The following is a 16,047-nucleotide window of genomic DNA, read 5'->3' as shown; positions in this document are numbered from 1 at the left end:
GTACTTAATTTATTTTACCTGTCAAAATTGTTGCATCGTCTGTTCCGCGAATATTTTCTTTGAATAAAGAAGCTGCAATTATACCCGGAGTATGTTTTAAAATAGAAGTCAAATCATTCAGATTCCATCTTGTTCGCAATCCGTCACTGTGCATTATTATAATCTGATGCTTCTTATAGGGCACTATTGTATTATTTAAAGTCCGTGGAATATTATGCCCTATAATTCCGTTATAGGGAGTGTATGTTTTATTTTCCAATCCGTTATAAATACGGGTATTTATGTTACCGATACCGCAAACAGTCCAAACCTCTGATTTATAATCTACAGAAGCTATTGTAGCGACAAGCCCTCTGGTTTTTTTTACTCTGGTATGAATTTCCCTAAGAATTTCTACAGGATCCCATTCTATAGTCTGTTTAAATACTTTCATTGCTAACTCAACTGCCTCATTGGCACTTTCGCCATGCCCCAAACCATCTCCTACAAATATCTGAAAACCTTTACTGGAATTTTTTACATAATATCCATCTCCACACAATTTTTCACCTGGATAATTAACTGCGATTGCTGCATAACTGAGTCCCGTTTTTAATGATGGTAATTGAAAATCAGGTTTTTCACAAATTTTCACATACTGAACACAGCCCCAATTTTTTATGGAATAAATCTGAAAATCGTTGCTCAGTCTTTTTATTGACCCTAATCCGTGCCCAAGAGTATTAGAAGAAGAATAGCCGTCATTCATTATTTTAGCTACATTTTCAAATCCTACACCTTTATCAAGGCAGTAGATCTCAATTTGATTTTGCTCTGATTCAAAATGAGCCCTGTATAAAAGTTCACCTCCGTTTGCGTATTTTATAAGATTTGAGGTCAGTTCTGCCACAATAATGTCTGTTTCGGCAGCTCTGTGTGGTGTAAAACCAATCTGAAGTGCTAGATTATGAATTTCTCTTTTTATAAAAGCAATAAGGCTCCGATCGTCTATCTTGTAGGTGGAAAACGTATTACCCATTTTTCCATTTTGTTATAGTAACGGTAGTACCGTTTCCCAGTTCTGATTTTATGTCAAATTCGTTGACAAGTCTTTTTGTTCCCGGCAAGCCTAATCCTAAGCTTTTTCCTGTGCTGTATCCGTCTTTCATTGCAAGATCTATATCTGCTATTCCGGGACCATTATCAATAAAAGTTACGCGTACACCATTATCACGACCGTTACTGACCGATTCTATAATAACTTTTCCGCCACCGCCATATTTTAAAAGATTTCGAACAAGTTCACTCGTTGCCGTAATTAGTTTAGTCTGATTTAAGATACTCATACCAACTTTTACACCGTACTCTTTTACACGATTACGTAAGGGTACAACGTCCTGTTCTCTTAGAATTAGAGCTTCTTCTTTACTATTCGTCGTCGTAGTCATACTCCTGCTCTTCGTTATCGCTTTTTTGCATTTTTGAGCGAAGTAAATCCATTCCTTTCTCTACATTAAGAGCACTTATAACACCATTTAAAGACAACCCAAGTTCTACCAGTGTAATAGCAACTGCAGGCTGCATTCCTACTACAACTGTTTGTGCATCCATTATTCTTGACATTACTGCTATGTTTCCGAGAATTCGTCCCATAAACGAATCTATTATTGAGACCGCAGAGATGTCTATTAAGACCCCTTTTGAGCTGTGCTTACTAATGGTATTTATTAAATCTGATTCAAGATTTTCTGCCAGCTGATCATACAAGTCTACCTGAATTGTAACAAGCAGAAAATCCCCCATTTTTAGTATAGGAATTCTCTCCATAAAAAATTAAATCTTATTCTACAATTTTTCTTCTTTTAACAACAGATAGCTGCAGCATTTCAAAAGCAGTCTGTAATGCACTTGCAAGTGATGCCTTCGTAATAATTCCGCTTAAATCAATTCCTAAATGTACAACAGTCTGAGCAATTTCAGGGCGTATACCACTGATAATGCACTCTGCCCCCATCAAACGGGTTGCACTTACAGTTTTAATAAGATGCTGTGCAACAAGCGAATCTACTGCAGGAACACCTGAAATATCCAATATAGCAATTGAACTTCCTGTATCTACAATTTGCTGCAAAAGACTTTCCATTACCACCTGAGTTCGCGAACTGTCTAAAGTTCCGATAATCGGTAAAGCTACGATACCATCCCAAACACTAATTACCGGAGTCGAAATCTCACTAATTTCATCTACCTGTCTTGAAATTACATCTTCTCTACCTTTCATAAAGGCTTCAAAAGTCATAATCATCATATTATCCAAAACCGTATTTAATTTGAGATTGGCATCATAAAGTTGTACAGAATCCTTTATTATATCAGAAAGAACTCTAGAAGCAGCTTCTTTAAAGGAGATTAAATATTGTGCATTTTCTCTTGGTGAAAAACCTCTTTTCCCTCTCGATGATGAGATCCCGATTATAAGATCCTCAACTTTTTCAAATTCTTTTGAATTATCAGAATTAGCAAATGCACTTAAAAAAAGTGAAGCAAATTCTTTTGATTCTTCTTCTTCCACTGCACCATCACCAGATCCGCTATCCTGAAGAATTTGAGACCATATCGTTAATAATTTGTTTTCGTGCTCTTTTAAGCTTACCAATAAGTTGTTTTGCATTTGCTTTTAAATTTGGATTTTTCTCTAACAAATATAGTACTTTAAATTAAACATTGAGAAAAGATGTGTTAAAACAACACGAAAGAATAAATTTAAGTTTTTAACAAAAAATATAAAATATCATCAATATTACACCTGAAATATATTAAAAAAACATATATTCACTTGCTGCAGTGGGAGTAACTGCTCCTTTTTCACAGTTATTTAGATCAGGTATTAAAAGTACTATTAGAATTAAAAGAAGAAAATTCTAAACATGAATTGTGAGTAATATATAAATTACTTTAGGAATGATTCTAATATCATTTTTGTATACACAAATTATTCCTCAAACTTTATAAATTAGGCACAGTAACGGTTGTCTGTTTTACTTATTTTTGAATTTTAGTAGCCTTTTTTCTAACAAAAAACATAAAGTATAATATGCGTAAAATTATCTCGCTTGTCCCTCGGAGACTTATAAAAATCAGCCTCATGGTTATTGTGCTGTTTTAATGGCTGCTTCAGTTATGGAAAAATAAATTACCGAAGAATAATTTGGGCGTGTTGCTGCTTTACCAACCATTTTCTAACGTTACGAGAATCATGCTCGTGAACACAGATATAGGCGCGAGAAAATTGCATATTGTTTTTTATTTCGCTTCGTATTGATATTTAATCATTTCGTAATCACTAAATTCTTCCTCTGTCATTTTCAAAAGTACTCTGGTGTACGCTTTATAGTTTTCGGAATCTTTATCCCTAAAAAAGTCTGTAATCTTATATTGAGTAAAAGGATGATCTAAATCCTCAAGCTTAAATTTTGAATAACGCTTTCTTGATTTTGGATATTGATGCCAAAATCGTTGGTAAGAATGATACTGGGAATCGGTAATTTCATCAATAAGTTCCATTAACAGATCAAGTGGAATTTTACTTTCCGACAGTTCCGTAAAATAATTTTTAATTTTTATATAAAATTTCTTTTTCGACTCCAGTCTATTTTCAATTTTTCCTTTAATCAAAATTAATGAAGATATGAAAACACATAGATAGAGTATAATTAAAAACAGACTTCTCAATGGTCTGTAATCAAATGCCATCAAAGGAAAAATACTGGTAATTATTAAGAGGACCAATCCAATCAGGTAAATATTCTTTTTATAGAATTCGAGATAAAAATTGAAAGTAAGAATTGATACTATAAAAATAATTTCGCTGTAAAAAATAGTGAATCCAAATGCTATAGACTTATGTTGTATTGGAAAAAAATAGTATAAACTACTGTGGATAATTGTTATTATAACTATTTGAATTAGTGAAATCAATACTGGTTTTAGGATCTTTTTTATCATTTTTTTTAACGATCTATGTGTAAGTTTGGACGTTACTTTCTTTAAAGAGTTATACTCTCTATTAAAGCATCGTATTGATCACGATCAGTATTTTTGATCCTATAAAGTACCGCTTGAGCAATTTTCACAATCGCATCAACATCGATTGGTTCTAAACTTCGTTCAAAATGTTCTCCCAAATGTGAATATTCGTTAATGACACGATTTACTAAATTGATTGAAATTTGTTCTCCCTCGAAAAATTTATCTATTCGTTGATCCAATGTAAGTATATGGCTAGGATATTTGTAAAACAAATAAGCCTCTAAGAATTTACGCATATTGTTTCCAAAATTATATTGAAAATTATTAGCAATAGTTTCAGTATCCGCAGTTGAACACTTATAGATTTGGTCAAATAAATAGTTAAATTCAGTAATGTAATTTTTCAAATAATTGGGAGCAAGATTCAATTGAGTATTACTTTTTCCTTTTCTTTCTATAATAAAATGTTGTAGTGATGAAATTTTCTTTTCTGTTGGAATAGGTTGATATTTTTCTGGAAACGTAATTTTCTTTAAATATTTTAAGAAATCTAAGTTATGAGTTGATATAAATAATTGACCGTACTTTTTAGGTTTAGCTATAATGCTCTCAATTAAACTATACATAAAAAAAATGTGATTACTGTCCAAACTAGAGATTGGGTCATCAATATATATAATTAGGTTGTTAATATTTGCATCATCTTTCATTTCATCTTCCATTTTTGCAATGAAATAACAAAATGAAATTAGACTTGATTCGCCTTCACTTAAATTTTTGGCATCGGAACCTTCTCGTGTAATTTTAAATTTAATATTGGGAGAATCGCCTTCAGCAATCAATTTTAGTTCATCATGACCAAAAAAATGCGAGAGATGCTGATTAACTAATTCTGCGCCTTTACTTTCATCTTTAGCTTGTGCTTCTAGAATTCTTTTTTCTTCTTGTATATCTCGAATTGCTTTACCCTTTATTTTTTTTATACCATCTAAAATATCATAGTTTTCCTTTAACGTTTTTAAATCTTCAACATACTTAGTATAATCAATATCTTTTATATACTTTCCAATTTCTGATATTCGAAGATCGGCTCTGGCTTTCTTTTGATCTGTCGAGAGAGAATTTGTTTTTTCATTATGTGTATCTACTAATGCATTTAAATTTTCAAGGATTTGATTTAGTTGATTTGTATTACTTTCGATTACTGGTAAAGTATTTATTTTAAAGATATCTTTGATCCTACCCTTTAATGCATTTATAAGTTCATCAATATATTTTTTAAAAGTCTTTGTTTCACTCGCCCAATCTGATGATATGCTTTGAAAATCAATTCCGAGTGTTGCATAAAAATCATCTTTTTGTATTGAAATATAATTAGAAACAGTGATACTCAATTCATCTAATTCTCTGACTAATTGTTCTATTTCCTTTCTTAGGTCTTCAGATTCTTTACTGAAATGTGCATCAATTTTTTCCCAAATATTTTGTGGTAATGGATTTCCACAGAAACCACATTTTTCTCTTTTATTCTTATGTCTTTCAATTCCTAATCTCACCCACTCTTGTAATAACGAATCATTAAGCAAATCTGCGATTGGCTCACTTATTTTAATTTCTCGGCTCAGTAATGAATTAGTTTTATCATAAAGATTTTCAAAATCTATTTTGATTGTATTGAGTTTACTAATACTACCTTTGGAATCTTCCTTAAGTAGTAACTTTTTTTTATCCGTTTCATCATCAGATAATATTGAAGTATCTTTCAATGTTGAAATATCTCCTTTGATTGTATTGATTTGATATGTTGGATAGTTATAAAGGGAAGCATTGTTTTTTATATTTTGTGCTTTTGTTCTAAGTTTACCGTCTAAATCCATTTGTTTGGTTTCTAACGCCAACCTACTATTTTCAAAGTTTTTTGTGGCTTCGATTAATTCACCAAACAGACCCGTATTGTCTTCTGCGTTACCCAAAGTTGCTTCTAACTCATTAATTTTTCTATCAAGTTCTACATTTTTTGCGCCTAATATTGTAAATGGCTTGATTGAACCATCAATATTGTGAAGCCAACTCAGATTGTCATTTACAAAATCGGTATTATATACTCTTACCTTTTTATCAGTTCCAAAACTTTCTAAATTATTTTGTGTAATAACCGTTCCGCCATTAACAGTAATTGAAAAATTGGAATTCGAAAAATTTTCATGTACTCTACCATCCTCAATTGATTTGAAAATCCGAGATAAAGTTGTCTTACCGGAATAATTTCTTCCATAAATAATATTAACTAATCTAAATGTCTCCGAAGAACCAATATTTGTTTCCCAAGAATAATTTTTGAAAAGACCGAAATTATTAATACTTATTTTTTGTATCATAATTGCATTACGTTTTTGAATATTGCGTTTAATCTCTAACTTTTTTATACCAAGCACAAAAAGTTCTAATCATCTAACTTTAGTACACTTCATACAATAAGAATACTGGTACTCATTTTAGCGAATATAGGGAAAACTTTGATAAACATTAACTCACTTTTAGAGCAAAAAAGGGCTTCGACTCCGCTCAGCCTGACACTTGTTGCTAATTACACTCCCCCCTAAAATGCTCTATAAAACAATTCCCAGCCCTGATCGTAGTGGCATCCTTTTCTTTTTTCCTTTAAAAAAGAAAAGATAAAACGAAGAGCAGGAACCATGCTGCTAAAAAAGCCTCATGATTCCTGCTCCTAAAAAATAATATTCCGTTTATTTCAACAGATTCAGTAAAAGCTGCTGTCCTACGATGTTAGCTTTGTTTTTGGCTGAAACGTTAAAAGTTTTCATTGAGGCATTTTCGCCATCCCCTTCGGCTTTTTTGGTTACTTCATTTTCTTTGATACAGCTGAAAATATCGAGCGCACAGAAAATGATTTTTCCGCGTCCGTGAGGCACCACGCTTAGGGCAGAATAGACTTCCTGCTTGTGGTCGGAAACGCATCCAACGATAGTTTCGCCGTTGAACATTCGGAGTCCGATTCTGTTTTTGTTGTAGGTGGCGAAACACTGGTATTCCCAATTGAATACGCAGGATTGTGGCAGGCCTTCGAACCATTTGGTTTCTTTAACGAAATAATTTCCGCCGTACCAGGATGTTCCTAATGTTTTGAATCCTCTGTAATCTGCGGCTTCTTTTTTAGCAAAATAAGTAGACCAGATATCTATGTCATTGACCACAACAATCGTGTTTCCGTTATTGACCCATTCTAAAAGATCGGTTACCAATGGGTTTCCTGTCTGCTGTGGCTTGAAAGCTCCGATAACCAGACAATTTCCAGATGGCGTTCCCTTTTTATAGTCTTTATATTCAATCTTTTCGGAATCGAAATACTTTGCGAGAACTCCCAAAGTATCAGCCACCACAAGATTAGAGGCGATTTTGGCTTTGTTCAGTTTTACAGCAAATAATTCATCGCTTCCTGTGGCAATAACAGCATTATCTTTTGAAACTAATTCGGCTGTAATTTTGGTATAACCTTCTGTATGTGGCACGAAAGTATTTTTAGAAGACAGTAATTCTCCGTATTTGATACCTCCACTTACTTTTACAGGAATTGTTTTTGTCCAGACCGTTTCTTTTTTGTCGTTTACTGCTTTAACTTTTAGGTCAAATGCTCCTTTAATGTCTTTTTCGTTCACTATAAAAAAATCAACAATAGTTGAATCTTTAACAGACAAAACTTTATTGGTTAGTTTTACAGCTACGTACAAAGGCTTGTTATAACGGGCAATCAGATCGGGATCTCCTTTGAGGTTTCGGTAATTGTCTACAATTCCGGAATGGTTTTCCAGTTTCATACTTTCCCAGCCGTTTACCGCATAACCATCAATGGTATTATTGATTCGTACATTTTCGATGGTTCTTCCCTGATAATAAAAAGACACATTGCCCATTTTTCTGGTCAGGCTGTCTACATTAGGAAACGATTTCTCGAAGTCATTTTTCTTTAGGAAAGTATCATACGCATCATACCATTTTAGATAATCGTCGGTTTCCCAGCCTTTGTCTTTACCGTTTTTCAGAATTTCGTCTCTGATTAACTGCAGTCTTGGCGGAGTGCCTATAGCTCCTTCTTCTCCGTAATAAACGATTTCTGCTTTATTGTCTGTGTATTTTGCATACTTTTTAGGATTGCTGTATAAGTTATCATGATACACCCCAGGCCCTCCGGCATGATGCTGATCGAACCAGCCATAATTGTAAAACTGATTGTCATAAGGTAGTAAATGCAGTTTAAAACGCGGATCTGGTCCTATTTTTATTGCTCCATTACTTGAATTGTACGTCATTATTCTGGTTGGATCCAGTTTGTGTCCTGCCAGCATCTGTAAGCTGTCTTTCTTTTGTGGTTCTGCTCCTCTTTCGTTGTGCATATTATAAATTACAAGCGAAGGATGGCTTCTGTCTCGTTTGATCATTCTGAAGAATTTTTCGTCTCTTGCTGCAAAATAGAAATCAGCCTGTTTCTTTTCTGATGCTGTTTTAGGATTGAATTGATTGCCCGGAAATTGATTTCCCCCTGGTTCCTGATAGTAAAGCAGTCCCATTTCGTCAGCATAATCCAGAACATTGGTTTGTCCTATTGTACGATGGAAATTCAGCATATTCAAACCCAATGCTTTGGCATCTGCAATTTGTTTTTTGGCCAGTTCATCACTTGGCGCAATTCCGTTTACAGGCCAGAAACCCCAGGAGATTGCTGTTCTTACGACAATCCGTTTGTTGTTGAGATAAAACTGTTTGTCGCCGTCAATTTCTTTGACTTCAAACCAGCGGAAACCAAACTTTCTTTCTTCTTCATCTTTTACTTCTTTCTCTTTTTTAAGTGTAGCTTTCAGTACATATAAATTAGGATTGTCCACATCCCAAAGATTGGCATTATCCACTTTAATCGTAAAGGACTGCGATGCATTGTCTCCTTTTACAGCCTCAATTGGAAAAGTTTTTTCCCAAACCGATTTACCCGATTTTCTTTCGCTTACTTCTAAGACAACATTTCCTTTAAAAACCTCTGATGAATTATTAGTCAATGCAATTTCAGCATCGATTTCGTTAACAACTGGTTTGTTTTTGATGAAAATATCATTCACAAAAACATTGTCAGTCGCAACAATACTCACTTTTCCGGTAATGCCGCCAAAACCGTGAGTCGGATTGGTACGATAATCTCCCCACATATAATTGGAACTGTCTCTCCAGTCGAAATTTCCGTTTGGATCTGTAATTCTAACGTCTATCTTATTCGATTTTCCAGCTGTTACATAATTGGTAATATCAACGTCAAAAGGAGTTCCGTTAATTAAATCGTAACCTGCTAATTTCTGATTTACAAATACCTCAGCTCGGAAACGAACACTTTCAAAATGCAGTACAATTCGCTTTCCTTTCATTGATGACGGCACTTTAACCTCCGTTGAAAACCATGAAATTCCTAAATAATTCCCCGCAACTCCGAAAGGATTTTTGTTCATCCCCCAATAAAACTGCTCCACTGTTGCCGGAAGATTTACGGTTTTGCTTTCTCCTTTTTCTAATGCAGACCACCCACCTGTTGGCGGATTTACTGGCAATGCTTTAATATTAACAGGCGGCACAAACAAAACATCATTCTGCCATTGCGCCATTGGATCCAGCCAAAGCTTCCAGTCATTATTGGATATATCCTGTGATATTCTTTTTTGTGCCCATGTGGAAGTAACGGAGAAAATAATAAGTAAAACTACAGGTATAAATCGTAACTTTTTTGAGGTGTTTCTCATAAATTTCATTTGTATAATTCGGTAATGGATTCGGGGTTTTGTTTTAATAAATATTGAAATAGCTAAAGGTCTTGAAAAAAGGGGACAAAGTTTCAAACTTCAGTCCCCTTTTCAAAACTTATTTAACAATTATTTTGGTTGATCTTCCTGTCTTCTGGCTTTTTATAATGTAAACCCCATCAGTCAGATCACTCACTGAAATAGTAGTTTCTGTACTCGTTGTTTCCACTTTCTTTACAACCTGCCCGGCAAGATTAATTATTGATACCGTATCATAATCTACAGCTGATTTCAGGGTTATTTTATTTTTACCCACAGTTGGATAAGCATAAAATAAATCATTCTTTTTCGAATACTCATTGACACCCAAAGAACCGTTTTGACTGTCTGTTAGTTGTTTTACAATATTATTGATGTACACCTCAATGTTGGTATATCCTGCATCAAGTGTTTTTAGATTACCGTCTGTGGCAACGGAAGGATTTAGGCCTTTTTCCGTTTCCCATGCATCCGGCATTCCGTCTCCGTCTGTATCCACAGGCGCTGCTTCAGTTGGCAATAACGGCCATCCTCCGGCAGCTGTTTGAGTATCGATATATCCGTTTGTACTTCCGTTACCGCCATTCATGATAGATGCTGTTCCGGATCGCGTATCGGCAACTGCTCTGGCATCCACTGCATCCCTGAACAAATTAGCTCCGGCATGATCCAAAACCAGTTCATACGCCTTTACGGCAGTATGAGTCGTTATTTCTCCAGGTGCATGAGGTGTTTCAATTTTTAATTCGTCTTTATTCGCTTCGGTTACCGGTAACTGGCTGCCATGAAACTGATTAAATACACCATACGTCCAGTTGTCCTGAGTAGCTCTTGTGGATCCGTTTACGTAATTTCCGTCTACATAATATTTCCCCCAGATTCCGTACAATGGTGATGTCGTATCCAGACTTCTTCCGGTTGACAAAATACGCTCTTTAGTAGAATTAGAAGTTCCAGGGCCCGGTTTCCAGTAATTGTTTACCAGGTTAACATTCATGGCATCCCCGCCATAACAGCTGTTGCCTCCCCAGTTGTATATCACATTATTACGTATATCCACTAAATCGGTTAAAGCAAAAGGATCGTTTGCATATTCTCCCAATCTCGGGTTACGACTGTCATGATGTGCCAACAGGTTGTGATGGAACGAAGCATTTTTTCCTCCCCATACGCCACCATATCCATGAGCTCCTTTATCATGAACCGAATTTCGAAGACTCTCTGAAATAATACACCATTGAAGCGTAAAATTTTCATTCTGATAAAAAGAAACACATTCGTCTGTTGACCAGCTCATCGAACAGTGATCTACTATAATATTTTTTTGAAAACGTCCTCCCAATGCATCGTTCTCTACATTTTTTTCGTCTCCCATTCTAAAACGTAAATAACGAATAATGACGTTGTTTCCTCTTACTTTTACGTTATAATCTCTCAGCGTAATACCTCCACCCGGAGCTGTTTGTCCTGCAATGGTAATATTATCTGTGATACCTAACTCGCTTTCCAGTTTGATTGTTCCCGATACCTTAAAAACAACAATTCTCGGACCTGACTGATTAATAGCATCCCTTAGTGAACCTGGACCTGAATCATTTAAATTGGTCACATAAATAAGCTTTCCGCCACGGCCACCGGTAACATATTTACCATAACCTTCGGCTCCGGGAAAGGCAGGAGTATCTTTAGTATTTCCTCCTGTTGAACCCCAAAAGGCGTAAAAAACCTGATTTCCTGTAGTTGTAGTTTCCGTTTTTTTAATCGTATTGGGTACTGTCAATGATGTTGACCATCCGTAGAATGTGTAACCAATTGCAGTTGGAACAGGCAGCGTTACCGGAATTCCTTCTGTATAGGTTGCTGGAGTCAATCCTGTTAAGACTGATCCGTCAACTGAATTTTGATACGATATGGTATACGTGTTAGCCGTTTTAAATTCTGCTATATAAGTGACATTTGATGCAATATTGAAAGTAACCGGATTAGCTGTTGAAACTGGACTTCCATTACCATCTGTCCATCGCACAAAGTTATAACCAAAGTTAGGAGTTGCCGTCAGGGTAATTGAAGTTCCATCAACAAACTGAGTTCCCGGCGTAGCAGAAGTAATACTCCCTCCTGAAGCAGGACTTGCATTGGTTGTCAAAGTATAGATGGCAACATTAGCGTTATCGGTCACTTTTTCAAAATAATCAAAATTACCTACATAGTTATTTCCGGTGACTGGTTTAAATACAAAATACAAATCATGGGTACCTGTTGTTTGGGATATCGGAGCAGAAAAAGTTTGATAGGTTGTCCAGTTTCCTGTTGAAGTTGTATTAATGTTGGCTGTTCCAATTAGGGAACCATTCACTGCGTCTATTCTTATTTCAACAATCCCGGCCAGAGTACCTAATGTTGGTGATCCGGTTTGTGTTCTGCTGGCTGCTGCGATATCAAAACGGGTATCATATTGATTAAAGACATGTCCTGCAAATCTGATCCAGTATCCGTTTTTACAATTTCCGATATTCTTACCTCCGGAAAGAGCAGCATTCGTTTCTATGGAGACTCCATTAAAAGTACTATAATTTTCAGCTTCCAGCCGTTGGGTAGTTTGCGAAAAACCTATTGCTGAAGATAGCATCAGCAACAAGGAAATAAAAAATTGTTTTTTCATCTTTAGCTTTTTAGTTTTTAATCACTTTTACTTTATAAACCGCTCCTGCATCATTTTTTATATTAATAATGTAAAGGCCAGAATTCAATACGCTTAAATCTATTGAACGAACTGTAGTTTCTAATATCCCTTTTTTAACTTTTTGTCCCTGAACAGAATACACTTCATAATTCAGACTTCCAATTCCTTCTGGCAATGTCAGGTTTACAATATCTTTTGTTGGCATTGGATAAGCAGTAACCGAATTAGATTCGTTTATATCGCCTAATCCCAACGTAGCACTAATAGTACTTGCAACACTTAATCCTCCATACTCATTCACTGCCTGTACCGTGTATTCATGCGTACCAGCAGTTGCAGCATTGTCTACATAAGTTGCATTGGTTGTAATGTCGATTATCTTCCCGGCTTTACTCACCACGTAACAAATCGCATACTGGTTATTGTCCCATTTCAGGGTATTGTTTCCTGTAAAAGTAAGATTCGAAGGTGCTGCAATTTGTTCTACTACCAAACGAGGATCCCATTTGTCAGTACCACTCAAAACATTCTCTATAGTATATTGATCTGCCTGTGCTTTGGTCAACACCGGATTATAATTTCCTGTCTGATTAACACCACTTACTGAAAATACGTTGGTTCTGTTGCTGGTATTGATGGCTACTCCGTTTGAATTTACACTATTATATTCGGCAAAAAGTGCAGGTAAAGTTCCCATGCTCGCCCAGCCCTGAGTGTTTGGCTCGTTTACCATTGTTGTATTCAGGTAAACTGCTCTTGGTGCATTTTGCCATGGACGGCCTAAATAATAACTGGTAGCTGCTGTAATGGTGTTGTTATTAAAAATATAACCATACTGAACATCAGCAGTATGATTTGGTGCTACTAAATAACCGCTTGCTACAGAAACCAGTTTACACTCTTCAAACCAGTGTGTCCCGCCTCCGCAGATAAAATCCACATCGCCTTCAATGATTGATTTGTAGTAAAAACTTCTGTTTCCGCCTGTAACCTGGGTATCCTGTTTGCTTCGAAGTCTGATTCCGTTATATACATTTCGGTCTCCGGCTGGGTTCAATGCAGGTCTCTGACCCGATGTGGTAATTCCGTCTTTGTGCTCTATCGTAATATTTTCCATGTATAAATCATTGGCTTCAATCGAAAGAACCGCATTCTTGATTCCCCATCCAGGATTTCCCTGAAGAATCACTTTGTCTTTTGACTGTGCAATCAATGACACATTATTTTTCCCTGACGGAAGCTGTAACACAATTCCCTGTGGGTTTGTACCATCTCCACCCAGATTATAAGTTCCGTTTGTAATCAGTACCAGAAATCTTGTTGAGGAATTAGAAGGTGCTTTGGTGAATGCTTCAGCAATGGTTTTCACATATTTACCTGAAGTTACCTGATCTGCTGTTGCATTCGCATCAACAATTAAATCGAAAGCACGCTTAGCAGGAACTGGTTTTACCATAGTTTTGAAAGTCAGGTTAACCGCCGGAGCATTATTACCTGAAAGATCAGTCACAAAACCTGCTGGTAAAGTGAAAGTATATTGCGTGTTGTACTCTAATCCGAAATAGCTGAATTTCACTGTTTTGTTTACAAACTCAGCAGTTAAATTTTTCCCGTTAAGGATTGCCTGTCCGGTACCTAATTTTACTTTTTCATCGTAATTAAGAATGATATTTCCACTGGCACTGGCTGAGTTTGCAGCACTTTCAGGAATGCTCGACAAAATTATTGGTGCTGTATTGTCTAAAACAGGGATTTCATCTGCTTTAACGATCACATTTGATAATACCGTAGCCGTTACATCAGTTGCGCTTCCGTGTTTTGAGCCGGCAACATTCGGAAACCATCTCAGATATACCTTTGCTTTTCCTTCTGCCTCAACTGGCAGGATTCCTCCAATTGGTGTAACTGAGCCTGTATTGATTGTAGTCAGATTCGATAGATTTACAAAGTTTACACCGTCAAGCGAATATTGTAAAGTCCATTCATCACAGCCATAGTAGTACCCGATAAGTCCGGACGAAACATTTATATTTTTATATCCAATAGTTGAAAAAGAGGTCATAAAGTAGAAAAAATCACCTCTAATTGTGTTCCATACACCTACTCCATTTTTTCCGCCTCTGTTTAAAATCCTTACATTAGGAGTAACAATATTGTCTGCAATATTATAAGCAAATAATTGTGGCCTGTTGTCAGTACTGGAATACAATTCGGCTACCCTTGGGTGTGCGTATTGATCGGTTTTGAAGGTCCAGCCTGCGATAAACGATACATTATCATAAGTTCCCGTAACGCTAGTATTCGCATTCATTGTCACCGGAATACTAATTGCCGTTGAGCCATTCGACCAATTGCTGAATTTGACAATATCATTTTCAAGGGCTGTTATCGTAACGTTTGTTCCTTTTTCGTAAACCGAAAATGCACCGTCTTTTCCGGCAGGAGAAATAGAATAATCTCCCAATCCGTAAGCTCCGTTCACGTTTACACTCAAAATATAAGTATCGACTGCTGCATATTCGGCAACAAGAGTAGTATTAGAATTAATGGTAAAAGTATATGGATTGGCTGTTGAAACAGGATTTCCATTACCATCTACCCATCTTGTAAAATTATATCCGAAGTTTTTATTTGCCGTTAATGTAATGGCTGTTCCATCGTTAAAATTGGTCCCCGCCGGATTTAAAGTAATTGTCCCTGATGAAGCCGGACTAACATTAGTTGCCAAACTATACGTAACGGCTCCCGGAACATTGGTAACTTTTTCCAGATAATCTATATTGAAAAGATAACCTGTATTAGTCGGATGCTTAAAAACCAGATATAAATCATATGTACCGGTTGTAGGTGTAATGGCAGCCGAGAACATTTTGTAATCGCTGAATCCTGTAGAGCCGCTAACAGTTGCTGTTCCAATTAAAGTTCCGGTAGCAGAACCTAATCGAAACTCTATGGTTCCTCCAGTTGCTCCGGATGCTGCCACATTAAAATTAGTGTCGTACTGATTAAATACATGTCCGGTGAAAGCAATCCAGGTATTGTTTTTAATATACCCTACATTTTTTCCTCCCGAAAGCGCTGCATTATTTTCTGACTTTGCGCCCGAATTCAAATTATAACTTTCTGCTTCAATCCGCTGAACGGTTTGCGAAAATCCTGCTACTGTGAAAAACAGCAACAGAAATAATAGTAATTGTTTTTTCATTTTGGTTTGGTTAGATGGTTAGTTATTAGTGATTGGTGATTAGTCCTTAGTCCTTAGTGATTAGTTCTTTACTCTTTACTCTTTACTCTTTACTCTTTACTCTTTACTCTTTACTCTTTACTCTTTACTCTTTACTCTTTACTCTTTATTCTTTACTCTTTATTCTTTACTCTTTATTCTTTACTCTTTACTCTTTACTCTTTACTCTTTACTCTTTACTCTTTATTCTTTACTCTTTATTCTTTACTCTTTACTCTTTACTCTTTACTCTTTATTCTTCACTAATCACTAAGGACTAAGGACTAAGAGCTAAT

General features: G+C 35.8%; 9 protein-coding genes. All 9 read right to left on the bottom strand.

Going from position 1 to position 16,047, the window contains the following annotated elements; genetic code table 11:
- Positions 1–4 precede the first annotated feature (4 nt).
- Positions 5–1,018 carry an ATP-binding protein gene (locus tag AAEO57_RS19145; protein WP_341694642.1) on the bottom strand — a complete coding sequence of 338 codons (1,014 nt, stop codon included), beginning with the start codon at positions 1,016–1,018 and terminating at the stop codon, positions 5–7.
- Entirely contained in the window at positions 1,011–1,427 is a 417-nt protein-coding gene (locus AAEO57_RS19140; protein WP_341694641.1) for an anti-sigma regulatory factor, read from the bottom strand. Before AAEO57_RS19140 ends, AAEO57_RS19145 begins: the two co-directional genes overlap by 8 nt.
- A complete protein-coding gene (locus tag AAEO57_RS19135; protein ID WP_341694640.1) occupies positions 1,408–1,806 on the bottom strand; it encodes an STAS domain-containing protein in 399 nt (132 codons plus the stop codon). Before AAEO57_RS19135 ends, AAEO57_RS19140 begins: the two co-directional genes overlap by 20 nt.
- A 13-nt stretch (positions 1,807–1,819) precedes the next feature.
- A complete protein-coding gene (locus AAEO57_RS19130; RefSeq protein ID WP_341694639.1) occupies positions 1,820–2,650 on the bottom strand; it encodes an STAS domain-containing protein in 831 nt (276 codons plus the stop codon).
- Between the two features lie 632 nt (positions 2,651–3,282).
- On the bottom strand, positions 3,283–3,543 hold the full coding sequence (locus AAEO57_RS19125) for a hypothetical protein (RefSeq protein ID WP_341694638.1): 261 nt from the start codon (positions 3,541–3,543) through the stop codon (positions 3,283–3,285).
- Between the two features lie 482 nt (positions 3,544–4,025).
- On the bottom strand, positions 4,026–6,386 hold the full coding sequence (locus AAEO57_RS19120) for an AAA family ATPase (RefSeq protein ID WP_341694637.1): 2,361 nt from the start codon (positions 6,384–6,386) through the stop codon (positions 4,026–4,028).
- 369 nt (positions 6,387–6,755) lie between these two features.
- On the bottom strand, positions 6,756–9,806 hold the full coding sequence (locus AAEO57_RS19115; protein WP_341694636.1) for a glycoside hydrolase family 2 protein: 3,051 nt from the start codon (positions 9,804–9,806) through the stop codon (positions 6,756–6,758).
- Between the two features lie 118 nt (positions 9,807–9,924).
- Entirely contained in the window at positions 9,925–12,507 is a 2,583-nt protein-coding gene (locus AAEO57_RS19110) for a carbohydrate-binding protein (protein ID WP_341694635.1), read from the bottom strand.
- 10 nt (positions 12,508–12,517) lie between these two features.
- The gene (locus tag AAEO57_RS19105) at positions 12,518–15,733 is read right to left on the bottom strand and encodes a pectinesterase family protein (RefSeq protein WP_341694634.1); all 3,216 of its coding nucleotides are present in this window, start codon (positions 15,731–15,733) and stop codon (positions 12,518–12,520) included.
- Positions 15,734–16,047: the final 314 nt, after the last annotated feature.

Origin of the sequence: Flavobacterium calami (assembly GCF_038290035.1) — a bacterium.
Classification (GTDB): Bacteria; Bacteroidota; Bacteroidia; order Flavobacteriales; family Flavobacteriaceae; genus Flavobacterium; species Flavobacterium calami.
The sequence above is the reverse complement of the archived record's forward strand: the minus strand, read 5'-3'. Positions and strand labels throughout refer to the sequence as shown.

What these genes read in the sequence shown, in the direction of transcription:
- AAEO57_RS19145 (WP_341694642.1), bottom strand. Translation starts at nt 1,018, where the DNA reads ATGGGTAATACGTTTTCCACCTACAAGATAGACGATCGGAGCCTTATT.
- AAEO57_RS19140 (WP_341694641.1), bottom strand. Translation starts at nt 1,427, where the DNA reads ATGACTACGACGACGAATAGTAAAGAAGAAGCTCTAATTCTAAGAGAA.
- AAEO57_RS19135 (WP_341694640.1), bottom strand. Translation starts at nt 1,806, where the DNA reads ATGGAGAGAATTCCTATACTAAAAATGGGGGATTTTCTGCTTGTTACA.
- AAEO57_RS19130 (WP_341694639.1), bottom strand. Translation starts at nt 2,650, where the DNA reads ATGCAAAACAACTTATTGGTAAGCTTAAAAGAGCACGAAAACAAATTA.
- AAEO57_RS19125 (WP_341694638.1), bottom strand. Translation starts at nt 3,543, where the DNA reads ATGGAACTTATTGATGAAATTACCGATTCCCAGTATCATTCTTACCAA.
- AAEO57_RS19120 (WP_341694637.1), bottom strand. Translation starts at nt 6,386, where the DNA reads ATGATACAAAAAATAAGTATTAATAATTTCGGTCTTTTCAAAAATTAT.
- AAEO57_RS19115 (WP_341694636.1), bottom strand. Translation starts at nt 9,806, where the DNA reads ATGAGAAACACCTCAAAAAAGTTACGATTTATACCTGTAGTTTTACTT.
- AAEO57_RS19110 (WP_341694635.1), bottom strand. Translation starts at nt 12,507, where the DNA reads ATGAAAAAACAATTTTTTATTTCCTTGTTGCTGATGCTATCTTCAGCA.
- AAEO57_RS19105 (WP_341694634.1), bottom strand. Translation starts at nt 15,733, where the DNA reads ATGAAAAAACAATTACTATTATTTCTGTTGCTGTTTTTCACAGTAGCA.